Origin of the sequence: Nostoc sp., assembly GCF_036917095.1 — a bacterium.
In the GTDB taxonomy this organism is placed as follows: Bacteria; Cyanobacteriota; Cyanobacteriia; order Cyanobacteriales; family Nostocaceae; genus Nostoc.
In genome coordinates this window covers 1-23537 of the sequence record NZ_JBALFH010000022.1, presented here as the reverse complement: position 1 = coordinate 23537, position 23537 = coordinate 1, and the positions used below count along the sequence as shown (strand labels likewise).

General features: G+C 42.7%; 18 protein-coding genes. 8 read left to right on the top strand and 10 right to left on the bottom strand.

Annotated elements, in window-relative coordinates; translation table 11 throughout:
- The first annotated feature begins 643 nt into the window (after positions 1-643).
- The 3 genes from V7L01_RS11160 (at position 644) to V7L01_RS11150 (ending at position 4667) form a co-directional block, all read left to right on the top strand.
- Positions 644-2314 carry a peptidoglycan D,D-transpeptidase FtsI family protein gene (locus V7L01_RS11160; RefSeq protein WP_335034673.1) on the top strand — a complete coding sequence of 557 codons (1671 nt, stop codon included), beginning with the start codon at positions 644-646 and terminating at the stop codon, positions 2312-2314.
- Positions 2315-2643: 329 nt separating this feature from the next.
- Entirely contained in the window at positions 2644-3759 is a 1116-nt protein-coding gene (locus V7L01_RS11155; protein ID WP_335034671.1) for an iron-containing redox enzyme family protein, read from the top strand.
- A 212-nt stretch (positions 3760-3971) separates the two neighbouring features.
- Positions 3972-4667, top strand: a complete 696-nt coding sequence (locus V7L01_RS11150; protein ID WP_335034669.1) for an SAM-dependent methyltransferase — start codon at positions 3972-3974, stop codon at positions 4665-4667.
- A gap of 288 nt (positions 4668-4955) precedes the next feature.
- Here the strand turns inward: V7L01_RS11150 and V7L01_RS11145 are convergent, their stop codons facing one another.
- From V7L01_RS11145 to V7L01_RS11135, 3 genes are all read right to left on the bottom strand, one after another.
- A complete protein-coding gene (locus V7L01_RS11145) occupies positions 4956-6131 on the bottom strand; it encodes a DUF3466 family protein (protein ID WP_335034667.1) in 1176 nt (391 codons plus the stop codon).
- Between the two features lie 35 nt (positions 6132-6166).
- Positions 6167-7162, bottom strand: a complete 996-nt coding sequence (locus V7L01_RS11140) for a glycerophosphodiester phosphodiesterase (protein WP_335034664.1) — start codon at positions 7160-7162, stop codon at positions 6167-6169.
- A gap of 64 nt (positions 7163-7226) precedes the next feature.
- Positions 7227-8189 (bottom strand): hypothetical protein, encoded by a 963-nt coding sequence (locus V7L01_RS11135; RefSeq protein ID WP_335034662.1) that lies wholly within the window; start codon positions 8187-8189, stop codon positions 7227-7229.
- A gap of 626 nt (positions 8190-8815) precedes the next feature.
- On the opposite strand from V7L01_RS11135, the gene ligA reads away from it, so the two are divergent.
- Both ligA and V7L01_RS11125 read left to right on the top strand, forming a co-directional pair.
- Positions 8816-10852, top strand: a complete 2037-nt coding sequence (ligA, locus tag V7L01_RS11130) for an NAD-dependent DNA ligase LigA (protein WP_335034660.1) — start codon at positions 8816-8818, stop codon at positions 10850-10852.
- A gap of 496 nt (positions 10853-11348) precedes the next feature.
- The gene (locus V7L01_RS11125; protein ID WP_335034658.1) at positions 11349-12317 is read left to right on the top strand and encodes a TauD/TfdA dioxygenase family protein; all 969 of its coding nucleotides are present in this window, start codon (positions 11349-11351) and stop codon (positions 12315-12317) included.
- A gap of 157 nt (positions 12318-12474) precedes the next feature.
- Here V7L01_RS11125 and V7L01_RS11120 read toward each other — a convergent pair whose 3' ends face one another.
- From V7L01_RS11120 to V7L01_RS11105, 4 genes are all read right to left on the bottom strand, one after another.
- Positions 12475-13575, bottom strand: a complete 1101-nt coding sequence (locus tag V7L01_RS11120; RefSeq protein ID WP_335034656.1) for an AI-2E family transporter — start codon at positions 13573-13575, stop codon at positions 12475-12477.
- A gap of 120 nt (positions 13576-13695) precedes the next feature.
- Positions 13696-15129, bottom strand: a complete 1434-nt coding sequence (locus V7L01_RS11115; protein ID WP_335034654.1) for a bifunctional orotidine-5'-phosphate decarboxylase/orotate phosphoribosyltransferase — start codon at positions 15127-15129, stop codon at positions 13696-13698.
- Positions 15130-15152: 23 nt separating this feature from the next.
- The gene (locus V7L01_RS11110) at positions 15153-15749 is read right to left on the bottom strand and encodes a cytochrome b/b6 domain-containing protein (protein ID WP_335034652.1); all 597 of its coding nucleotides are present in this window, start codon (positions 15747-15749) and stop codon (positions 15153-15155) included.
- Between the two features lie 890 nt (positions 15750-16639).
- On the bottom strand, positions 16640-18178 hold the full coding sequence (locus V7L01_RS11105; protein ID WP_335034650.1) for a PAS domain-containing sensor histidine kinase: 1539 nt from the start codon (positions 18176-18178) through the stop codon (positions 16640-16642).
- Positions 18179-18665: 487 nt separating this feature from the next.
- Between V7L01_RS11105 and V7L01_RS11100 the strand changes: the two genes are divergently transcribed.
- Entirely contained in the window at positions 18666-20033 is a 1368-nt protein-coding gene (locus V7L01_RS11100) for an AAA-like domain-containing protein (protein WP_335034648.1), read from the top strand.
- A gap of 66 nt (positions 20034-20099) precedes the next feature.
- Here V7L01_RS11100 and V7L01_RS11095 read toward each other — a convergent pair whose 3' ends face one another.
- Positions 20100-20288 (bottom strand): type II toxin-antitoxin system HicA family toxin, encoded by a 189-nt coding sequence (locus V7L01_RS11095; RefSeq protein ID WP_335034646.1) that lies wholly within the window; start codon positions 20286-20288, stop codon positions 20100-20102.
- 2 nt (positions 20289-20290) lie between these two features.
- A complete protein-coding gene (locus V7L01_RS11090; protein ID WP_335034644.1) occupies positions 20291-20509 on the bottom strand; it encodes a type II toxin-antitoxin system HicB family antitoxin in 219 nt (72 codons plus the stop codon).
- A 542-nt stretch (positions 20510-21051) separates the two neighbouring features.
- Between V7L01_RS11090 and V7L01_RS11085 the strand changes: the two genes are divergently transcribed.
- Together V7L01_RS11085 and V7L01_RS11080 are read left to right on the top strand one after the other, a co-directional pair.
- Entirely contained in the window at positions 21052-21324 is a 273-nt protein-coding gene (locus tag V7L01_RS11085; RefSeq protein WP_335034642.1) for a type II toxin-antitoxin system HicB family antitoxin, read from the top strand.
- Complete coding sequence (locus V7L01_RS11080) at positions 21302-21532, top strand: hypothetical protein (protein ID WP_334720637.1); 231 nt, start codon at positions 21302-21304, stop codon at positions 21530-21532. Before V7L01_RS11085 ends, V7L01_RS11080 begins: the two co-directional genes overlap by 23 nt.
- 315 nt (positions 21533-21847) lie before the next feature.
- On the opposite strand, the gene V7L01_RS11075 is transcribed toward V7L01_RS11080, so the two are convergent.
- Positions 21848-23537 (bottom strand): tetratricopeptide repeat protein (locus V7L01_RS11075; RefSeq protein WP_335034640.1); only part of this gene is annotated, 1690 nt, incomplete at its 5' end.

Here is a 23537-nt window from a genome sequence, read left to right as displayed (position 1 = left end):
GCCGTGCGAATGAATACTCGCTAAGGTAATTCGTAATTCAGTAAGTCAGTTTTATAACAATTTTCAGGTAATTAAACCATACTGTAGGGGCGCACAGCTGTGCATTGGTGTCAACTTTACGTGACAGTTAGTGAGCGAGAATGCTTTGAGGCATTAACCTTGTTCTCAGGGGAATGCCCCTCATTAAGGCTTTGCCTACCTTACTCGCGGCAGTAGCCTAATGAACAAGTTAGAGGCTGTAAACGAGGGTTGAAAAGGGTTTTAGCTTCAGTTGACACCAACGACAACTGTGCGCCTCTACCGAAAATTGTGCTTCAAATAGATGAAAAACGCTGTAATCTGAGTTTCCACCTCTTATATCTGTAGATTTATTTTAGAGAATTGGTAAAAGGCTAAGAGTCATTGGTCATTCGTCATTAGTCATTAGGACTCAGACTTGTGGCAAATGACAAAAGACAAATGACAAAGGACAAACCCAATGCAGAAGTCACCAAGCAGAACAAAATTCAGAAAGTTTCAGAATCCAGCATTCACAAGGCGGCAAAAGGGTTATAAACGTGGGCTTTTGGGAAAATTAGCCTCTAATATCCAAGACCAAACATCCGACACCAAGTCCCGGCTGTTCATAGTATGGGGCATATTAATGGCATCAGGGTTGGGGTTGGGTGTCAGATTGTATAACCTCCAAGTTGTCAAGGGGCCAAAGTTAACAGAGCAGGCGCGAAACCAGCAAATGATGAATTTGCGACCTTTTATGCCCCGTCGCCCGGTGGTAGATCGCAATAGTAGTCTGTTGGCGATTGACCGTCCTGTATATACTTTGTACGCTCATCCCAAGCTGTTTGATAAGTCTAACGAAAATATGGCAGAGCGACTTGCTCCAATCTTGGCAAAAGATACTGCTGAATTGGTGAAAACTTTTCAAAGCAAAAGAAGCGGAATTATACTTGCCCCAGCGCTACCGGAAGAAATTATCGATCGCGTCATCTCTTTGCGCTTAAATGGCCTGGAGTGGGCCCAAAAATACTCCCGATATTACCCGCCAGACGATTTGGTTTCTGATGTGGTGGGCTACGTAAATATTGACCGCCGTGGTCAAGCAGGTGTGGAATATTCTCAAGAGAAGTTGCTAGAACGTCCTGTGCAAACGGTGCGGCTCAGTCGGTCGGGTAATGGGGATCTGATGCCAGATCGTGCGCCCGAAGGTTTTCTGCATTTTGATGATTTGCGATTGCAACTCACTATCGATAGCCGTCTGCAACGAATTGCCCGCGTTGCGCTCAAACAACAAATGGAGAAGTTTGACGCCAAACGTGGAGCGGTAATCGTCATGGATGCGTTGGATGGTTCCTTACTCGCCCTCGTTTCTCAACCTACCTATGACCCTAATCAATACGCTAAAGCTAATATCTCGCTATTTAAAAACTGGACGGTAGCGGATCTTTATGAACCAGGATCGACTTTTAAGCCTTTGAATGTGGCGATCGCTCTCGAAAATGGTGTCATCAAACCGGATGATATGTTTAATGACTCCGGTTCTATTCGAGTAGCTAATTACACCATCAAAAATGCGATGAATAATGGGAATGGGCGAATCAGCATCGCTCAGATTTTGCAATATTCCAGCAACATTGGCATGGTGCAAATTATCCAACGCTTAAAGCCTTCAATTTACTACAACTGGCTAGAACGCTTGGGGCTAGGACAAAAAGTTGATACAGATTTACCTTTTGAAGTTGGCGGACGGCTCAAAAGTCAAGAAGAATTTATCGCTTCGCCAATTGAACCAGCTACTACTTCCTTTGGACAAGGCTTTTCTATGACACCGTTACAGCTAGTGCAAATGCACGGTGCTTTAGCCAATGGGGGTAAGTTAGTTACACCCCATGTAGTTCGAGGGCTGATTGATAGTAAAGGGCAGATGCATGATTCACCCACTCGCACCATCCCCCGCCAAATTTTCTCAGCCGCAACAACCCAAAAGGTTGTGGAAATGATGGAAACTGTTGTTAATGAAGGCAGCGGCAAGGCAGCACAAATTCCGGGATATCGCATTGCTGGTAAAACTGGTACAGCCCAAAAAGCTAGTCCGAATGGCGGCTACATCAAGGGTGCTAGAATGACCAGTTTCGTCGCTATTTTGCCCGTGGAATCTCCTCGCTATGTAGTATTCGCACTGGTAGATGAGCCAAAAGGAGAAAGTGCCTATGGTTCTACTGTCGCCGCCCCAATTGTGAAATCGGTGATCGAAGCACTGATTCCTCTTGAGGAGATTCCGCCAAGTAAGGCGATCGAGCAGCAGAAAGTGCCGTAGGGAGGGGAGGCAGGGGGCAGGGGAGCAGGGGAGCAGGGGAGCAGGGGAGCAGGGGAGCAGGGGAGCAGGGGAGCAGGGGAGCAGGGGGCAGGGGAGTTCAAAGACTCGTTCACGAGTATCAAAGACTCATTCTCAAATTTTAATTTTTACCAAATTACAGTTACAAATCATTCTTCTCTGCTCCCCCTGCCCCCTGCTCCCTGCCCTTGTTCCTCTAGACTTAATTTTTCTTTATAACCAGGGAAAGAGGTAGAGAAAGCTACTCGTGTGGGAAGTTAAGTATTAGAGATAAACTAATCTCTCACTTTTCCAATGCTACCGAAGATTCCATGCAAAGCAATTTAGTTATATTTCCTAACGCTGGGGCTGCGAAAAAAAGCACGCAAACAGAAGAAGGAACAATTACCAAGTACGACCGTGCTGAGGAGCAATTTATAGAACTGCTAGCAATGGAGGATTTGGATCGTCAACTAGATGTAAAACCTGCAATAGCTAGTGAGTTTGAACAGGCGCTCTCAAGGGCAATTCGCGCCGCTTATCAAAACGATCGCTCTGATGAACAGGCTCACCTTTTTCTCCAGCGGATACTTTATCGAATTAATCGGCTAAAGCTGTTTTGGTACGACGATTTGCGAAACTATAACAATGAGCGATCGCTTTACTTGTACTCATGTCGCGACCGAATTGAAGCTGCTTGGCAAAAGTGGGAACTGGCACAAATCGATGTGGCTGCACTGCAAGAATCGGATGTAAAACAAGCTTTAATTGAGCGTGCGTCTGCCGATTTAAATCCGCCTTTGTCGGAAAGTAGTCGCTACATTCGTGAGGAAATGACTGAAGCTGGCTACCGTCACTTGCTAGCGATCGGCTCCTTTGATGGCTTGATTGAAGGTAGTCGTCTTTGCTACGTATTAGGTGGTGCTGCTAATGAAATGCAGTGTACGCTGGTGCGAGTATTACTAGAAGAATACGGCAATGGTCGTTTATCCCGGAAGCACTCTACATTTTTTGCTCAAATGCTGGCTGAGTTTGGGATGAACACTGAACCAGAAGGATATTTCGATTTAGTACCTTGGGAAGTCCTCGCTTGCGATAATCACAACTTTCTCACCACCGATCGCAAACGCTATTTCCTACGTTATAGCGGCGCGTTGACTTATTTTGAGGTGGCTGGCCCTGCGGCTTACAAAAACTATTTGACGGCGGCGCAACGACTGGGGCTGTCAGAGGCGGCGATGGGCTATTGGGAACTGCACATCAAGGAAGATGAACGCCACGGTCGTTGGATGTTGGATGATGTGGCTTTGCCTTTGGCAGAACGATATCCCAATGACGGGTGGGAATTGCTGCTTGGGTATGACCAGGAAAAACTAATGGGCGATCGCGCGGCTGGTGCTGTTATGCGATTGATACGTGAAGCAGAACAAGCCGCCTTACTCATCTAAGAAAACTAAAAAATTAGAAATTAAAAATGGCAGATTCTTTCTGGCGTTTCTAATTTCACGTTTCTAAAACATTCTATTGCTAATCCACCTAACCCAATTTCCTTAGTCAGAACTTCTTTACTAAAGGAACGGCTATTTATTGTCTTGAGATTAAGGTAGTAAATAACCTTCTATTGCATTGATTATACCATTAGACTTTGAAGTACAGTAAAATGAAAGACATCTTTTTTTGCCCTGAAGAATCAAATTTCTACTCAAACTGCTTAGACAATTTTGTCCTCAGAAATTGCAAAAACTACGAATCAATTGTGGAGTTTGGCTCTGGAGATGGTAGCCCTGTAATTAATTCTTTATTGAAAAACAAGTTTGATGGGGTAATACATGGATTTGAATTAAATACTTCTGCATGGAAAGTCGCAAATTCAACTATCGATGAATATAATCTCACTAATAAATACATAATCCATAATTCTTGTTTGTTTAATTCTTCTCAACCCGATGCAGAGTATCTTGTATCCAATCCACCATATCTCCCCGCACCAGATAATGATATTTATATGCCACTTTTATTTGGGGGCGTAGATGGAGCCACAGTTACCAACGATCTGTTGTCTTTAGATTATGAGAATGTGTTGGTTTTAATCTCTAGTTTTTCTAATCCAACAGGTACGCTAAAGCTAGCAAAAGAAAATGGATATTCTGTTCAAAATTTCATGGTGTTACCTTTGCAGTTCGGCTATTATAGCTCCGATCCTAAGGTAAAAAAACACATAGAAAAACTCCGAAAAAATAAGATGGCGTTTTATTCTGGCGATTATTATTTTTTAGCTGGTGTTTTATTTAAAAAATCCCAGGAGTCTGTAATTGATTTGTCTAATCAATTAGCTCAGGTGATGACTAGTTTGTGAAAATCGATAACAAGTTACCAGTGCTGTATCTAGAAACCAGCAAATTTTTATGAATGCCAACCGCCTATGTAGACAATATCCGTTAAACATGATGCCGTTACTAAATTTGCATAGTGCGCTCGCTTTTCACATTTGATTTTGGAGTCGGAATTTGCAAGCCTTCAAAAAACGCTAAGGAACTGAACTTTTATTTCGTAGGGTGCCTTAGCGATCGCATAATGTACCCTACATTAGTAAATACAGATTACATAAATGCATATTCTCAAGTAATCACCTGAAATTGTTGCATTAACTTCTTTGTTGTGTGGCTGTACTGCTAGAGTGAGGTTTGCCCTTGAACGCTGCAAATAAAATTACAACAGCACCAAGCGACAAAATAGGAAAGCCTGAAGTTGGTTCGGCTACAGAGACTGATGAGATTGGCGTCAATAGGAAAGCGCGTAATTCACCATTAACTGCACCACGACCGACAATTTGCCCATTAGTATTAATGGCAGATGCTGCTGTCAAGGTAAAGCCAGCATCTAAACCAGGAGCAATCAGGTCATTCAGGTCGTATAGAGTGTTATCACTATAAAGAAAAGCCCGCAAACCATTGCCATCTGCTGCAAAAAAGTTATTGTTAGTGCCAGAATACCCGACTACTTGACCCAAATTATTGATCCCCAAACCAGCACTGAACAAATCTGTAGGACGTAACTTACCGAGGTCTTGGAGTCCCGTGCTGGAACTGTACAGAAAAGCACGAGTATTACCTACTTCAGTGGGCCCCGAACTACCAACTACTTGTCCTAAGTCATTAACATCGTTTGCTTGACTGTAGTTGTTACCAGGGAGGGTACCGAGATTAGTGATTATACCGTTGTCGGATAAAAAGGCTCGGCTGGAAGAACCGAAAATGCCAACTACCTGGCCTGGATTATTTATGCCATAGGCAACATAATTTTCTCCTAAATTCTTGTTGATGATAGTCGTCGTACCATTGCTGTATAGGAAAGCGGCCCCGAAGGGAAACGCAAGTCTTGGGAATATACCGCCACCAGTCGTACCGCCAACCACCTCACCGGAGTCATTGATAGCATATGGAATGCCCTTAACACCAATATTTTGCGTTGTTCCATTACTGTAAATAAAGGCGTTATTATCACTGTCGGTGTTACCGATGGAATTACCAACTACTTGCCCTAAGTTATTGATACCAGTCACTGCAAGTTGACTATCCCCAGGCAACGGACTAATTTTTTGGATCGAACCATTGCTGTAAAAAAAAGAACTCCCCAAAGAATTAATAGCTACCTCACCTGAGTCATTAATGTCTGTAGCGTAACTGTAGGTTTGTCCCGTAAGATTGCCTAAGTCAGTAACAGAGTATAGAGATGCGGCCAATGCCGACTTAGATGCAGTAAGACTGATTGCAGCCAGGGTTACTGCTGTTATACAGGATTTCCACTTAAGTAATACCATGTTACTTTTCCGTAATTTTCTATTACCCTACCAAATTACCGTTGAAAAGTAGAGTAGTAACCCGCCGTATCTGGGTAGTCAGTAAATACGCCATCAACACCTAAGCTGAAAAATAGTTCGTATTCCCCTTGGGGATTTCCTTGAAAGTCCAGTGGCAAAAAGCAGTCTTCATTGCGGAAAGTCCAGACATGAACCAGCAAACCAGCCGCATGAGCATCGATGACTAAAGATGTCGGCGATTGCAATTTACCATTACTATCTCTCGGAACCAATAAATTTTTATGAATGCCAACCGCCTGTGCATATTTAGCAATTTCTTCTAAACCTGATGCAGTGACTAAATCTGCATATGTGCGTTCATCGCCACTAACTATAAAATCATAAGGTTTACCACTGTCATTCAGCAATTGCACTAGAGGTAAATCAGTCTTTGTAGATAAATCTTGTAAATTACTCACTTCAAAAGACTGAATAAAAACAGGTGCATTAGCGCCCTGATAACCATTGGCTGTCAAAGTTGTAAGTAGGGGTGGTTCTAGAGCTAACCCAATAGATTTAAAGTAAGTTGGGTGCTTAGTTTCTGGGTAAATACCGATCGCACGATTAATTTCAGCACTTTTACCTTTAACTAAATCGATGATTTCTTGCAGCGTGGGAATTTCTAAGAGTCCATCATAGGCGGTATTGTGCGATCGCAGTTGCCCAATTCGCTCTTTAGCTCGGAGGGTTTTCACTTCTGCCAGGGTAAAATCTTCAGTAAACCAGCCAGTTTTTGATTCTCCATCAATTATTTTGGTGGTTTGACGGTGAGCAAATTCTGCATGGCTAGCAACGTCAGTAGTTTCAGAAATCTCATTTTCGTGACGAGCAATTAAAATACCGTCTTTGGTAGAAACTAAATCAGGTTCAATATAATCAGCGCCCAGTGCGATTGCTAATTCATAAGCAGCTAAAGTATGTTCTGGACGGTAGCCGCTAGCGCCTCGGTGGGCAATAATAATTGGAGATGCATCTTGCAAAGTTCTACTCATTACTGTTACCCACCTACAAGAGAAGCAAGCTACCCGTAGCGTCTGGTAGAGTTGCAGTGCGTCACTAGGGTTTGACGCTATAGCCACTTACGTCAACCAATCGATATCCTTGACCAACCAGTTTGTCAAAAGTCGCTTGATACTGGGCTGAGGTCAATCCATGTCGCGCCTCCCAAGCTGGCCCGTCAGATTTCTCCCAAATAGCGGCGTATCGGTCTTTTCCATTTACACTGTAACCACTAACGCGAACTAATCGATATCCCTGACCAACTAGTTTGTCAAAAGTCGCTTGATACTGGGCTGAGGTTAATCCATGTCGTGCTTGCCAAGCTGGGCCACCAGACTTCACCCAAATAGCGGCATATCGGTCTTGGCCGTTTTCACCATAACCACTGACATCAACCAACCGATATCCTTGACCAACTAGTTTGTCAAAAGTCGCTTGATACTGGGCTGAGGTCAATCCATGTCGCGCCTCCCAAGCTGGCCCGTCAGATTTCTCCCAAATAGCGGCGTATCGGTCTTTTCCATTTACACTGTAACCACTAACGCGAACTAATCGATATCCCTGACCAACTAGTTTGTCAAAAGTCGCTTGATACTGGGCTGAGGTTAATCCATGTCGTGCTTGCCAAGCTGGGCCACCAGACTTCACCCAAATAGCGGCATATCGGTCTTGGCCGTTTTCACCATAACCACTGACATCAACCAACCGATATCCTTGACCAACTAGTTTGTCAAAAGTCGCTTGATACTGGGCTGAGGTCAATCCATGTCGCGCCTCCCAAGCTGAACCACCAGACTTCACCCAAATAGCGGCGTATCGGTCTTGTCCGTTAGCTATTGCTTGTATTGTGCCATGAGGAATTTTCTTTAACTGGACGACATTTTGAGCAAGTACCTTTGTGTTTGTCTCGGTATTGCTGACACTACTAGCAAAGTTGCTGGTAGCGGCAAAAGCGGAACTGACTAAAGTTGAAAGTAACACTGCGCTAGAGGCAGTAAATGTTAAAGAGCGGATTAACATATTAGTAAAACAAATCTGTAAGAATGTATTGGTTTTTGGGCTTCACTAACTAAATAGGTTGGCATTTGTTTTTTTATGCAATACCAGGTAGCAGTGCTGACAATTGTGGATACCCTTGATTTACAGATGATTCCAGAATTAAAATTACTGTTATCTTATTTGTATATTTATATATATTAAAGTACGGATATTTTAGTCTATAATACTTAGTAGATTAAAAATAGCTATATAAGAAAAAATTATTTTAAGGTGTTGAACAGGGAATGATTTCTTGCCAGGAAGCGCTGCACGTAAAATGTTAGGTCTATCGATGGATGGGACTATTGAGATTAAATTCGGTAACCTGGAAAAGTCTGTAGTACAGCGGGCGTGTAAATCCAGCTACCATCTCAATTAACCAGACAATTCGCTCAAGCAACTGGTTAAAGGTAGGCAAACTCAGCGCCACTGTATACTAGTGTTTGCCCAAAGTCCCTCAGCTAATGGCAAACTGATTGGCCAAACCCAATTTTTATATGAAGTACGTTAACCCGACGACGGTTAGTCGCGGCTATTCAAACAAAGTCTGCTTTTGCAGGCGCGATCGCTTTTAAATTGTATTCGCTAGATATTTTGTAATAATTCTAATGACACAGATGAAGCCTGAAGTAAAGCGCACAGAAGAATTGCGCCAGTTATTGCAACAAGCCAGCTATGCTTATTATGTCCTAGATGCTCCAATCATGGAGGATGCAATCTATGACCAGTTATATCGAGAATTGCAACAACTGGAAATTCAGCATCCAGAATTGGCAACTCCCGATAGCCCGACTCAGCGCGTGGGTGAGAGGCCAGCAACACAGTTTACCTCGGTGCGGCATAACATTCCCCTATACAGTCTGGAGAATGCATTCAATATTGATGAGTTGCAAGCATGGGATCAGCGCTGGCGGCGACAAGCACCGAAAATAGGTTCAGTGGAATATGTGACTGAACTGAAAATTGATGGTTCTGCATTGGCTCTTACCTACCAGAATGGCATTCTAGTTAGAGGGGCAACTAGGGGTGATGGAGTGATGGGTGAAGATATCACCCAAAATGTACGGACAATTCGTTCAATTCCCTTGCGTTTGAATTTTGAAGGGTTAGAAATTCTAGAAAGGGTGGAAGTGCGCGGCGAGGCGTTTTTGCCGTTGGAAGTGTTTAAACAAATTAACGAAGAAAGGCAAAAAGCAGGCGAGCAATTATTTGCCAATCCCCGTAATGCCGCAGCTGGTACGCTTAGGCAACTAGACTCCCGGATTGTTGCTAAACGGCGGTTAGATTTCTTTGGCTACACTTTGCACATTCCTGGTAGAGATGACACCAGTATTGCCAATACTCAATGGGAAGCATTGGAGTTGTTAGAAAAGCTCGGTTTTCGAGTCAACCCCAACCACAAACTGTGTCCCTCGATCGCAGAAGTGGCAAAATATTATGAATATTGGGATACGGAACGCCTAAATTTACCCTACATGACTGATGGGGTAGTAGTAAAGCTGAGTTCTTTTAAACTTCAGGAACAGCTAGGGTTTACGCAGAAATTCCCCCGCTGGGCGATCGCGTTAAAGTACCCAGCCGAAGAAGCACCCACTCGTGTGGAAAATATTGCTGTAAATGTCGGAAGAACAGGGGCGTTAACACCGTTAGCAGAAATGCGCCCTGTGCAACTGGCCGGAACAACAGTTTCTCGTGCAACTTTACATAATAGCGATCGCATTACTCAATTAGACATCCGCATTGGCGATACTGTCATTGTCCGCAAAGCTGGGGAAATCATCCCAGAAGTGCTGAGGGTACTCAAAGAACTCCGTCCCGCTGACACCGAACCTTTCGTTATGCCCACCCATTGCCCAGTCTGCGCTCAACCAGTGGTGCGAGAATCAGGTGAGGCGGTAACTCGGTGCGTCAATGCTTCCTGTGCAGCTATTCTCAAAGGTTCCATTGAACATTGGGTAAGCCGTGATGCCTTGGATATTAAAGGTTTGGGGGAAAAGCTGGTATATCAACTCGTTGATAAAGGTTTGGTACATTCCGTTGCCGATTTATATGAGTTGACACAAGACAAGTTATATGCATTAGAAAGGATGGGGAAAAAGTCGGCAGAGAAATTAATAGATGCGATCGCTCAATCGAAAAACCAACCTTGGTCAAGGGTATTGTATGGTTTAGGCATCCGTCATGTTGGCAGTGTGAATGCCCAATCGTTGACTCAGAAATATTTCACCGTAGACCAGTTAGCGACAGCAAAGCAATCAGATATTGAAGGCATTTACGGTATCGGTGCTGAAATTGCCCAATCTGTGTACCAGTGGTTTCGGATTGATGCCAACCAAAGATTGATAGAACGCTTGCAAGTAGAAGGATTGCAATTAGCTGCCACAGAGGAAGCAAAAACAGTTGGTGATGGTAATCAAAAGTTCGCAGGTAAAACTTTTGTAATCACGGGTACATTACCAACCTTAAAGCGAGATGAGGCAAAGGCTTTGATTCAAAAAGCTGGTGGAAAAGTGACTGATTCAGTAAGTAAAAAAACAGATTATTTGGTAGTAGGAGAAGATGCAGGTTCTAAATTAGAAAAAGCGCTTTCCTTGGGAATTACGCAATTAAGCGAGCCGCAGTTGTTGGAAATACTTGAAGATTGATGTCTATCTGGCCAACCCGTTGACGAAGAGACAAGGGAGCAGGGGGAGCAGGGGAGCAGGGGAGCAGGGGAGCAGGGGAGGCAGGGGAGGCAGGGGAAGAGAAAGAAAATTTAGGTAGATAAAATTTTAGTAATTTTCTCTTTACTCCCCCTGCCCTCTGCCCTCTGTTGTAGGAACTGGCCTGTCTTGAGGGATCTTTCTGGACTAAATCTTTGCTTGTTTCGGCAGTCTAAAAGAGCGCGTTTTAATACTACGGTAAATTTATCGATTTATCGTATAATGATTGTCAGCTGCGATCGCTTCCTTTGATATGTAGCCATTAAATGCAAGCAACATAAGCTAAAAAACATCTAAATTGCATAATCAGATTAAATCAAACTCTTGTGGGGTGGGCATCTTGCCCGCCCTAGTTATGCAATTTAAATGTGGAACAGCTTACCAAAGGAAACGGACGAGTGCGAACACTGCCTTATAGATCAAGCTATGGAGAATTCACGTGAGCAACAAACACATTGAAGTTAAACAGGTAGCTGGTTTCATCGGTGCTGAAATCAGCGGCGTAGACCTGTCGCGTCCTTTGCACGATGATGCAATCAAAGAAATTCGTCAAGCACTATTGAAGTGGAAAGTCGTGTTCTTTCGCGGTCAGAACATCGATCATGCTGCACAGATTGCATTCACCGCTCGTTTCGGTGAAGTGACCTACGCCCATCCGCACGAAGATGAGCCAATCGATGGCTTCTCACAAATCCTGCCGATTGACCGCAGCCGTTACGAGCGGCGCAATGGTCTGCGGCGTTCCAGCTACGAGAGCCGCTGGCACACCGATGTGACAGCGGTTGTCAACCCACCTGCGGCATCGATTTTGCGTGCGGTTAACGTCCCCAGCATTGGCGGTGACACACAATGGACTAATCTAGTTGCAGCCTACGAGGGTCTGTCAGCACCCCTACGGGCGCTAGCAGACACATTGAAAGCCGAACATCGCTTCAATGCGCGTTTGAATCTGCCCAGCAACAGCAAGATTGCCCAGCGCATCGCAGCCAATCCGCTGGTTTCAATCCACCCAGTAGTAAGGGTTCATCCTGAAACAGGCGAACGCGCATTGTACGTGAATCCTGGCTTCACCTCACACATTCTTGACGTGTCACGACAAGAAAGCGACCTGCTACTTGAGTTGTTCTTCAACCAAATAACCAAGCCCGCCTACACCACCCGCTTCCGCTGGAACAACGGTGACATCGCCTTCTGGGACAACCGCGCCACCGCCCATTTGGCCCCTCAGGATCTGGATCATCTGGAAGTAGAGCGCGTCCTTTATCGCACCACCATCACGGGTGATATTCCAGTCGGAGTTGATGGTTTCCGCTCCCAAGTAGTTGAAGGTGAGGCCTTCAGCAGCGAATTACCAACCATCTTAAAGAACCAAGCCGAGAAGTTGGAAGCAGAACCAGTGCTTTCATAAGCTACAGAGTCCTACCCAAGAGTTGCAGAGGAAGCAGGATAATTTAGCAACTTCCAAAATTCTCCCCCTGCCTCCCCTGCCTCCCCTGCTCCCCTGCTCCCTTCCCCCTGCTCCCCTGCCCCCTGCCTCTTCGCTGATACCCATACAAATCAATAAATCATTGCGATATTGATTCCTTTGGCAATAATTCTGATGCTACTTCACCATCAACAGCATTTTCAGAATCACCAGATTTAGAAAAACCATCAGCTACATCTTTGATAAAACCAGCTACAGGCACCGCGATTAGCAAACCCAAGACTCCACCAACATTGGTTCCTACAAGCAAAGCTATTAACACCCATATTGGTCTGATGCCAGTAAATTTACCTAAGAGACGTGGTGCGATCGCCTGATCGATTAACTGGTCAATAACAACAGCTACTGCAAAAATTTTCACTGCTAACCAAAAGTCGTGTGAGGCTATTATTAAAGTTATTGCAACAAGACTGACGACATCGCCAAAGGGAATTAAACTCAAAAGCCCAACCCCCAGACCAAAAAGTAAAGCAAACTGGACTTGAAAAGCTAAAAACAATAATGTTAACGAAACTCCCATCAGCAAAGCCAAACTTATCTGACCAATCAAATAATTTTGAAAGTTTTGCTGAATAGATTGACTTACCTTATTAGCAAAATTTACAGGTAACTTCTTAAATATGCCCTCCCAAATTCTTGGGCCATCTAACAATAAATAAAAAGTCAACACTACCGTAATTAATGCCTCAGAAACACTATCAATTGTATCTATAATAATACTTAGAAGTTTATCTGAAACAAACTCTAATTCATTGGGTAATTCGTCAGAAATTCGTGTTATTAACTGACTTAAATTCACATTTAATTTGTGCCTAAAAAACCAATCATTGACAATCTGAAGTTTTTCTTCGCTAGAATGAATCCATTGAGGAAGAACTTTAACCATCTCATTAAATTGCTCTAAAACAATGGGTACTAAAGTAATACCCAGAGCAACAACAATTACCAATGCTAATATAAAAACTAATGCTACTGCATAGCCGCGTTTAACCCGCCGCTGTTGGAGAATCGAAACAGGATAGTTTAAAACGAATGCAAGCAAACTAGCCAAAACAAGAATTGTTACAACAGGTTGAAAATTTTTAACCAGCAAAAATGCTAGCCAACCATTGAGAAAGACTAGAGGAAATAGCAGCGTAAAAATTAACCATCTAAGTAGTTGATTCAGTGATAAATTCATAATCAATTTAGAAATCAAAATTATTTCAGTTACTAGATTGAACCTGGTAATTAAATATCCTCAAGAGGAAGTACGCGATCGCAATCTTCCCCGATTCCTTATTCTCCCTTATTGCCATTACTAACTTTCAGCAAAAGCTAAAAATTGCTCCTCACTTATTCGCCCTGATTGATATAGAGTATTAGTAATTTCAGAAATAGTTAAAACTGCATGACCTCGATAACCATTTTGCTGTAATCTATCTTTCACTCCTTGTTCGTGGTCGATCAATACCACAATGTCATTAACATTTAATCCTGCTGATTTCAACTTTTCTGCCCCTTCCATAACACTTTTGCCGCTAATGAGAATATCATCAACCACCACAACTATTTCACCAGGATGGAAATTACCCTCAATTACTCTCCGAGTTCCGTGGGCTTTAACTTCTTTACGGGGGAAAATCATTGGACAATGAAGGCGCAAAGCTAAACCAGTAGCTGTGGGCAAAGAACCGTAGGGAATGCCTGCTAACCTATCAAAAATGAGATTTTTCAAAATATCCTCATAGGCAGTGAGAACTTGATTAAAAACTTGGGGATTGGAAATAATCTTGCGTAAGTCGATGTAATAAGGAAATATAGCTCCTGATGCTTGGACAAAGCTGCCAAACATAATACAGTCAATATCATAAAGTTGTAAAATCAAATCCTGTTGGGGGTGCTGATTTAGCAAACAAACATCAGGAAACCACACAGAACATGTGGAATTTTCGTGAATAATTTCAGCTTTGATTTGATTAATTTCTGTGCGTAGAGACTGGACTTCCTCTGATAGTTGTGTGTTTCCCAACATATCTTGAGGAACAGGAATCAGCAAACCATCACCATTAGCATTTAAACCGGCTTCTAAAATTTGCTTCAGGTTTGCGCCTTCTGCCCAGATGCTACGCGCCATAATGATTCGTTCAGGCGCGATCGCTCGAATAAGTGCTAAAACTTCAGGATTTGTAGTTCCCACTTCCAAACCCAATTGTTCTGGAGTTCCCCAGGTTTTTGATTCTTTTACTACCTGTAAATAAAGGGGCGATTCGTTTGTAGGATATTGTTGTAAAGCTTCTGCACCTGGATTAGAAGTACAGCATAAAATAAACACCGCTTTATCAGGATAAACCAAAAAAGGTGCTACATGATCTTGCCCTGTATAGGGACTGAGAGTGATTGCGTCCACTTGCCATTGTGTAAACACAGTCCGGGCAAATATGCTACTAGTATTTAAGTCACTGTGTTTGGCATCTAAAATAACTGGGATGTGAGCTGGAATAGCTGCTAAAGTTTTGTACAGCAGTTCTAAACCTGGAATACCTAGCGCTTCGTAAAAGCCAAGTGTCGGTTTATAGGCACAAACAAAATCAGAAGTTTCAGCAATAATGAATTGTAACCACTTCTCCAAACCAGTGATGAGTTCTTCAGATTCATAACGCGCAGGCATCATCTCTGGATTTGGATCGAGTCCTACAAATAGCAAGCTTTGATTTTGCAAGATATTACGATTCAATTTATCAAAAAAGTTCATTTTTTTAGGTTAAAAAATTTCGTTTACCAAAACATTGATTCTGTTAATTCAGTACCACCAGCTTTTTGCCCTAATCGAGAGTGAATTACTGCAAATAAGATAACCATCGGCACTGAGGCAAAGTGAACAATTCGCAATGCTTGCCAATCGCCAAACAAATCGACAATCCAGGGAAATTGAGCAGGTTTATACATTCCTATTCCTGTCAATAACGCTAGCAGCAAGATAGGAATAATTGCTGTATACACAACCCGATGCCAAGCATAAATTAGGCGTTTGGAATTTTGACTTTTTTGTAATGCTTTCAAGTCATTAGCACCTACAAACCGATGTCGCCAGCGCCGAGTAATTAAAACGTAAATTCCATACCACAAGAGATTCAACGAAAATAGCCACATTGCTGCAAAATGCCAGTGTCTACCTCCTGCAAGCCAACCTCCTAAAGTAAATATCGGAGGAATGTGCAAACCTGCACGTCCACCAAAAACAGGGTTAGCGTTGTAAATTTGTAGTCCACTGGTGAGCATGATAAACAGACTAATGATGTTACAGGAGTGGAAAATTTTGGCTCCTATTGCTTGAGTGGGTGGCTTTCGAGTTTGAGAGGGGGTCAAAGTCATAGATTTTGACTGATAAAATTCACTGTTTGTTTGTCTGAAAAATTGGGCATTTGGGAGCTAGTACTGAGCAAGCGTCTTTAAACAGGAGAAGCAACTGGCGTCATTAGGCATAGGAAGACGCAACTAGGCATAAGCATCTGCCTTGGGTAAATAGCCCTGCAAATTCGAGGGTGGTATTGCTCACCCTTATTTTCCCATCTTATGATTCAGTATTCTGGCAAAGATGCTTGCTGCTGTTTTCAGCGTCTGTTGTGTGGCTAGCGTTGTTCTCTCATAGGACTTACGCAAAATCTCTCTCAAACTCTTATACCAATTCAATTAATGATTGCAACACATCCTTGGGTAAAGACGCGATTCATCGCGTCTCTACAAATGGTCTATTTGCCGCATTCTTTTTTCAAATCGTCTATGCGGTTCGTTTTTTCATAATTTTGCATAAGTTCTATCTCAGTAGAAACTGAGCCTGCAAAAACAATGCCGGAGTGTCGAGAGCGGACTTTCATAATCTTGTACGGAATCGTACTGACTGGGGGCGGCTGAGTGTTTTAATCTTTAAACAATACTTAAATATAGGCAATCCCGAACGACTAAAAAATTTGGGAGCAAATTCATAGATGGCAATATCCCTTAACTTCTCGTTACTGGGTAAAACCCATTAGAAATTGAGTAACATTTTTTTGTGTTCAGGAATTTAAACTCAGATGTCACCTGAATTGATCGTGAACCTAGATATATTTGCCCAAGAGTTACATTCATTGCAAGGGCGTCTAGCTAACTTACACCAAGATACGAACACCGCAGTACAGCCAGAAGCCAATTTGCAGCTAGCAACCTTGAAGGAACTTGATACTGTTTCAAAAACACTAGAGATAGCTACAGTTGAATATTGCCTAAAAGCTGGCGTGTTTTCTCAGAGCAGTATAGTGTCTTACAGTTGCATTCATCTCAATGACAAACTCTGTGCCTTGATTTAATTGAGAATTACACTTAAGTTTACCTTGATGTTTTTCAACTATAATTTCTCGACTAATTGATAGCCCTAGCCCCTTGCTACCTAATGGTTTAGTCGTAAAAAATGGTTCAAATATATGTCTTTGGATATGGGGAAGTATGCCTTTGCCATTGTCAAAAATGCGAATTATGACTTTGTGCTTTTTCCCTATTCGTTTCTCTTTTACCCAAGGTTCATTACTATTGACTAATGATAAATGACTGCTAAGAATTTCTGTATTAATCAAAATTTTGGGAGTAAAGGCACAATCATATTTCATCTTTTCTTCTAAGGCATCAATGGCATTAGTCAAGATATTCATGAATACCTGATTTAATTCACCAGGGTAACACTCGATTAAGGGCAATTCCCCAAAGTTTTTAATTACTTCAATCCCTGCTCGATCGGGCTTTTCTTTCAGACGATGCTGCAAAATTCTGAGAACACTATCAAATCCTTCATGCAAGTCAACCTTTTTCATTTGACCTTCGTCAGTGCTTGAAAAATTTCGCAAGGCGAAAACAATTTCTTTGACGCGCTCAGAGCCGGCTCGCATTGACCACAGCAATTTCAAAAAGTCTGTCTTCACGAAACCGAGGTCGAGACGTTGCAGATGTAAGGCAATGACTGGGGCGGGTGTGGGATAGTAATGTTGGTAAAGTTCTATAATTCTGATTAAGTCTTCAGCGTATTGGCTGGCGGGATGAAGATTGCCGTAGATGAAGCTAACGGAGTTGTTAATTTCGTCAGCCATATCGGCCACCAGTTGACCGAGATTAGCCATTTTCTGGTTCTGCAATAACTGCTTTTGAGTATGTTTTAGTTCATCGAAGGTAATTTCTAGCTGCTGTGATTTTTCTCTAACTTGGTCTTCGGTAGACTGGCGTTGAGCAATTTCTGTTTGGAGTTGTTCAAATAGTTGGTATTGTTGAGTAGCGATCGCTTTATCTTGAGTAATATCTTTGTGCGTCCCCGCCATCCGCACTGGTTTACCGAATTCATCCCACTGAAATACTTTGCCACAAGTCAGAATCCACTTCCACTCACCGGATTTAGTCAACATTCGCAATTCGACTTCAAATACAGGTGTGTATCCTTGGAGATAATCGTGCAATATCTGGCGAATTCCCGGTAAATCTTGTGGATGTACAAGTTGCTCAAAGGATTTATGCTCATTGTCGATTTCGTCTACTTCATACCCCAAGATGCCCTTCCACTGGGGATCGTAATAAGTTTTATTCGTTACTAGATTCCAATCCCACAACCCCAAGCCACTGGCTATTAATGCCATTTGTAAGGCGGCTTGCGAGCATTGTGAAGGATCTAAATTTTCTTTAGATAAGTCTTCTTCAGATAAGTCTTTTGGGTTTGGGAAACTCTGGGAATCTTGTACTGATGGAGCTTCCGGTTCATGGGTAGCGGGTTCTTCGATATGCATAGCTGCTGATCCGATGAGGAAGATATGCTGTAGTTCTCTCTCTACGCTGTCTTAGCACCCTGACGATCCAGTTATAGACAAATCGTCTACTTGGTTTATTAGGCTGTAACTTCGGTTGGAGATATATCAGCCCATATCATCAATTTGGATGGAATTGAGAAAAAGGTAAACGGACGAATGTAACCTCTGTTGCGATCGCAATGGCGATTTTTTAGAAAAAATAGCCACATTGTGTGCATCTATATTCTAAGATATGTCTAAAAAAAGTAGTTCAAATCACATAGAATTACTTAAAAACTCGGAAAAATGTGTAAAAAAAATTCTATGATTAAGTCACGTCAAAGATTTGAGGATACAAAAAAATTGTCAAGGCTTGTTTGTAGCTTTTTTGATCGGGGCTGGCTGCTATCCATACAAGGCAGGCTACATTGAGTTCCAAAGCTTAATGGTGTGAGAAAATGTCATGCTGAATTAGAGCCGATGAGTAATGACTATAGATGAAGTAGTACTGCTACTAAAAGCCAGTCAAGCAACCGGTTTAACGACGCTCCAAGAGTTGATATTGCGTTCTTCGTGGGAAGGAAAAACCTACACTAATATAGCGTTCGAGGCACACTACGGCGAGGAATGTGTTAAGAAAATTGCTGTTGATTTATGGCAACTATTGAGTATTTTTTGCAACGAACCGATAAATAAATCCAATTTCCGCCAGACTCTAGAAAATCACCGTCTTAGCGAAGCGCATCAGCAGTTAATTAAGGAATTCAACCGAGCAGCCACGGCTATATCCTTAGAATTTCCTAGTGGCCCAGTATCTCTTAATTCCAGATTCTACATTCCGCGTCCGCCAATTGAAGAACTCGCTTATGCAGAAATAGCTGAACCTGGAAGTATCATTTGTATCAAAGCACCTCAGAAGATGGGGAAAAGCTCTCTGATTTTGCGGTTGCTTGCACGCGCTAACAATCAAGGCTTTCATACCGTAACTTTGGACTTTCAGCAAGCAGATAAAGCAGTATTTACGAGTTTGGATAAATTTTTGTACTGGTTCTGTGTCAATGTCAGTCGGGAGTTACAGCTAGAACCAAAACTCAACGATTATTGGGATGAAAATATGGGTAGCAAAGTCAGCTGCTCTATCTATTTCCAAGAATATTTGCTGTCTGCGCTCTCAAGTCCCCTTGTCTTGGTATTGAATCAAGTGGATTGGCTGTTTGAGCATCAAGGAATTGCTGGAGAACTGTTGCCATTGGTGCGATCGTGGTATGAACAAGCCAAAGGTGTAGAAGTTTGGCAAAAACTGCGCCTGATTCTAGTTTATTCAACGGAAATTCTTGTTCCCATAAAACTAACTCAATCGCCATTTAATATTGGTTTAACAATTAATTTACTTCCCTTTACGAAAGAGCAGGTGCAGGATTTAGCACAACGTCACGGCTTGGATTGGACAGATGGTAAAGATGCCGAGACTTTGATGGCAATGGTGGGAGGGAATCCTTATTTGCTGAGATTGGCATTGTATCATCTTGTGGGTAAAGGGGGATTAAAAGGGGATTTAGGGCAGTTATTGCAACAAGCACCCACAGAAGCCGGAATTTATCACGAGTATTTAAGGCAGTTTGTCTTAGGGCTAGGAGATGAGTCAGAATTGAGAGATGCTTTTTATGAAGTGATTAATAGTACAAATTATGTGAAATTAGAGCCAACCTTGGCATATAAATTACAGAGTATGGGACTAATTAATTTAGATGGCGATCGCAGCACTCCTGCGTGTGAATTATATCGTTTATATTTCCGACAATATTTGAAAAAAAGTAATAGTTTAAATAATAATTGTGTTGAACAGTTGTTTTAACTCTCAGTTTAGGTGTGGCTAGTCTTAAAAACTGCCGGAAATTAAATTACTTCGATTAAGTAACAGTTAAAAATTAGGTAATAAACCCGCTTGTTTACAAATTTCATTGGCAGTAATACGATCGATGGTACGATGCCGTTTTACAGGAATAGTTTTTAGCTCATTAGTATAAATGGAATGATTTCCTCCTTCCCTTAATAAATAAAAACCATTTTTTTCTAAGTATTTAATTAGCTCTTTTCGTTTTACTGACACGCTCAAACCTCTATAGGAATTTGTTCGAGCAAAGAACCACCTGTGGGAATTTCTTTATTTTGTTGACGATAAGCAAGAACCATTTCTTTGGTTGCATCTTGCAACATAGCCCTACATTCTTCTATGGTTTCGCCTTCTGTGACGACTTCTTGCCATTCAATGAGTTGTCCCATATATCCGCTATTAGTTTTTGTATATTTTGCAGTGTATGTAATTAACATTGCTGTGTTTGTGAAGATAATTATATGATTAATCCTAGCTGATTTTTTATTGCGGGGGCTATTTACACTTCTTTTATAGAGCGATCGCAAGCAAGCTTTCGGCTCAATAATATACCAAAATGAATGCGCGAATTACTTAAATGAGTAAGCAAACTGGGGTTTGAGAAAGTAAAAGCTGATTTTACTTGCGGAAAACACCAAAATGAGAAAGCAAACTCAGGTTTGAGAAAGCAAAAGCTTCTTTTGAGTAAGTAAAAGCTTATTTTGCTTGCGGAAAACACTAAAATGAGAAAGCAAACTGGGGTTTGAATAAGTAAAAGCTTATTTTGCTTGCGGAAAACACCAAAATGAGAAAGCAAACTGGGGTTTGAGTAAGTAAAAGCTGCTTTTGAGAAAGTAAAAGCTCATTTTGAGTAAGTTGAATGGCATTTTTACTTAGTTCAATATGAATTTTAGTCTACAACATCATTCAACTGAGGTACCCCATCAGAAGAATCAATTTTTTAACGTAAGATTAAACTGGTAGCACAACGCGAGATTTCATGGCGATAAGATTTATTCTGAGCGACTATGTTGACCGAGCGATCGCCCAGGCAATTTATGACAAGTTAGAAGATGGTACATTTACAGGTAGAATTCCTGTTTGCAAAGGAGTGATAGCCTTTGCATCGACTTTGCGTGAGTGTGAGGATGAATTACGCTCAACACTGGAAGACTGGATTTTACTTGGGTTAAAGCTGGGACATTCTCTACCAATAATTGATAATATTGACCTCAACAAGGAGCCGAGCCTTGAGCCGATGGATACCGTGTAAGCGTCGGGATTTTGTGAAGAAATTACGACAGATTGGGTTTGAGGGGACTTATTCTGGAACAAGACATCAGTTTATGGTTTATGGCCAACATCGTCTAACTATTCCCTCTAATGATGAGTATTCTGTACCGCAATTGCGGATGATGATTGGCGAAGTTGAGGTGATTTTAGAGCGGGAAATGACGCTAGATGAATGGAATAGCCTTTAAGATTTACCAAGAAGCGATCGCTGTTGATGTAGTTTAATGAAATTTAGGCGAGCGATTACCCTCACAACACCATCATTCCACGTCAGAACAAGAACGTTCTCACTGGGAACAGAAATATTTTCGTTTGAAACAAGAACATTGTCACTTGGAACAAGAACATTCTCACTTGAAACAGAAATATTCTCACCTGAAATAAGAACATTCTCATTTGAAACAGGAACCGTCTCACTTGGAACAAGAAACTTTGAGTTCAGAACACGAACCTTGGAGATTAAAGCTTGATTGATCGGGCTGAGAACTTGTATTTTACTGTTCTTAGGTGGGGCGATCGCGCAAATAAGCTAAATTTTCACGAGAAGTAAGAGTATTGGGATGATTCACCCCTAACCGTCGCTCATAAATATCTAAAGCTTGGATGACAAGGGGTTCGGCTTCGCTGTATCTGCCTTGGGAGTCGTAGAGTACTGCTAGGTTGTTAAGGCTTTGGGCGACATCTGGATGTTCTTCACCCAGCAGTTGACGCCTGAGTGCCAAAGCTTGGATGTAAAGGGGTTCGGCTTCGCTGTATTTGCCTTGAGAACGGTAGAGTGCCGCTAGGTTATTGAGGCTAGTGGCGACAGATGGATGTTCCTCTCCGAGCAGTTGACGCGTGAGTGCCAAAGCTTGGATGTAAAGGGGTTCGGCTTCGCTGTATCTGCCTTGGGAGTTGTAGAGTAATGCTAGGTTGTTGAGGCTAGTGGCGACAAATGGATGTTCATCTCCGAGCAGTTGACGCATAAGTGCCAAAGCTTGGATGTAAAGGGGTTCGGCTTCGCTGTATCTGCCTTGGAAGTTGTAGAGTAATGCTAGGTCGTTGAGGCTAGCGGTGACATCTGGATGTTCATCTCCGAGCAGTTGACGCATGAGTGCCAAAGCTTGGATATAAAGAGGTTCGGCTTCGCTGTATCTGCCTTGGGAACGGTAGAGTCCCGCTAAGTTGTTGAGGCTTTGGGCGACATCTGGATGTTCATCTCCGAGCAGTTGACGCAAAAGTGCCAAAGCTTGGATGCAAAGGGGTTCGGCTTCGCTGTATCTGCCTTGGGATTTGTAGAGTACTGCTAAGTTGTTGAGGCTTTGGGCGACATCTGGATGTTCATCTCCGAGCAGTTGACGCGTGAGTGCCAAAGCTTGGATGCAAAGGGGTTCGGCTTCGCTGTATCTGCCTTGGGAGTGGTAGAGTAATGCTAGGTCGTTGAGGCTAGAGGCGACATCTGGATGTTCATCTCCGAGCAGTTGACGCGTGAGTGCCAAAGCTTGGATGCAAAGGGGTTCGGTTTCGCTGTATCTGCCTTGGGAGTTGTAGAGTGACGCTAAGTTGTTGAGGCTAGTGGCGACATCTGGATGTTCATCTCCGAGCAGTTGACGCCTGAGTGCCAAAGCTTGGATTAAAAGGGGTTCGGCTTCGCTGTATCTGCCTTGGGAACGGTAGAGTAACGCTAGGTCGTTGAGGCTAACGGCAACAGATGGATGTTCTTCTCCGAGCAGTTGACGCCAAAGTGCCAAAGCTTGGATTAAAAGGGGTTCGGCTTCGCTGTATCTGCCTTGGGAACAGTAGAGTCCCGCTAGGTTGTTGAGGCTAGTGGCAACAGATGGATGTTCTTCTCCGAGCAGTTGACGCCTGAGTGCCAAAGCTTGGATGTAAAGGGGTTCAGCTTCGCTGTATCTGCCTTGGGAGTCGTAGAGTAATGCTAGGTTGTTGAGGTTAGTGGCGACAAATGGATGTTCATCTCCGAGCAGTTGACGCGTGAGTGCCAAAGCTTGGATGAAAAGGTGTTCGGCTTCGTTGTATCTGCCTTGGGAACGGTAGAGTCCCGCTAGGTTGTTGAGGTTAGTGGCGAGAGATGGATGTTCATCTCCGAGCAGTTGACGCGTGAGTGCCAAAGCTTGGATGTAAAGGGGTTCGGCTTCGCTGTATCTGCCTTGGGAACGGTAGAGTGACGCTAGGTCGTTGAGGCTAACGGCGACA

What these genes read in the sequence shown, in the direction of transcription:
- V7L01_RS11155 (WP_335034671.1), top strand. Translation starts at nt 2,644, where the DNA reads ATGCAAAGCAATTTAGTTATATTTCCTAACGCTGGGGCTGCGAAAAAA.
- V7L01_RS11145 (WP_335034667.1), bottom strand. Translation starts at nt 6,131, where the DNA reads ATGGTATTACTTAAGTGGAAATCCTGTATAACAGCAGTAACCCTGGCT.
- V7L01_RS11090 (WP_335034644.1), bottom strand. Translation starts at nt 20,509, where the DNA reads ATGTTAATTACATACACTGCAAAATATACAAAAACTAATAGCGGATAT.
- V7L01_RS11105 (WP_335034650.1), bottom strand. Translation starts at nt 18,178, where the DNA reads ATGCATATCGAAGAACCCGCTACCCATGAACCGGAAGCTCCATCAGTA.
- V7L01_RS11135 (WP_335034662.1), bottom strand. Translation starts at nt 8,189, where the DNA reads ATGTTAATCCGCTCTTTAACATTTACTGCCTCTAGCGCAGTGTTACTT.
- V7L01_RS11115 (WP_335034654.1), bottom strand. Translation starts at nt 15,129, where the DNA reads ATGAACTTTTTTGATAAATTGAATCGTAATATCTTGCAAAATCAAAGC.
- V7L01_RS11150 (WP_335034669.1), top strand. Translation starts at nt 3,972, where the DNA reads ATGAAAGACATCTTTTTTTGCCCTGAAGAATCAAATTTCTACTCAAAC.
- V7L01_RS11100 (WP_335034648.1), top strand. Translation starts at nt 18,666, where the DNA reads ATGACTATAGATGAAGTAGTACTGCTACTAAAAGCCAGTCAAGCAACC.
- V7L01_RS11120 (WP_335034656.1), bottom strand. Translation starts at nt 13,575, where the DNA reads ATGAATTTATCACTGAATCAACTACTTAGATGGTTAATTTTTACGCTG.
- ligA (WP_335034660.1), top strand. Translation starts at nt 8,816, where the DNA reads ATGACACAGATGAAGCCTGAAGTAAAGCGCACAGAAGAATTGCGCCAG.
- V7L01_RS11160 (WP_335034673.1), top strand. Translation starts at nt 644, where the DNA reads ATGGCATCAGGGTTGGGGTTGGGTGTCAGATTGTATAACCTCCAAGTT.
- V7L01_RS11110 (WP_335034652.1), bottom strand. Translation starts at nt 15,749, where the DNA reads ATGACTTTGACCCCCTCTCAAACTCGAAAGCCACCCACTCAAGCAATA.
- V7L01_RS11085 (WP_335034642.1), top strand. Translation starts at nt 21,052, where the DNA reads ATGGCGATAAGATTTATTCTGAGCGACTATGTTGACCGAGCGATCGCC.
- V7L01_RS11140 (WP_335034664.1), bottom strand. Translation starts at nt 7,162, where the DNA reads ATGAGTAGAACTTTGCAAGATGCATCTCCAATTATTATTGCCCACCGA.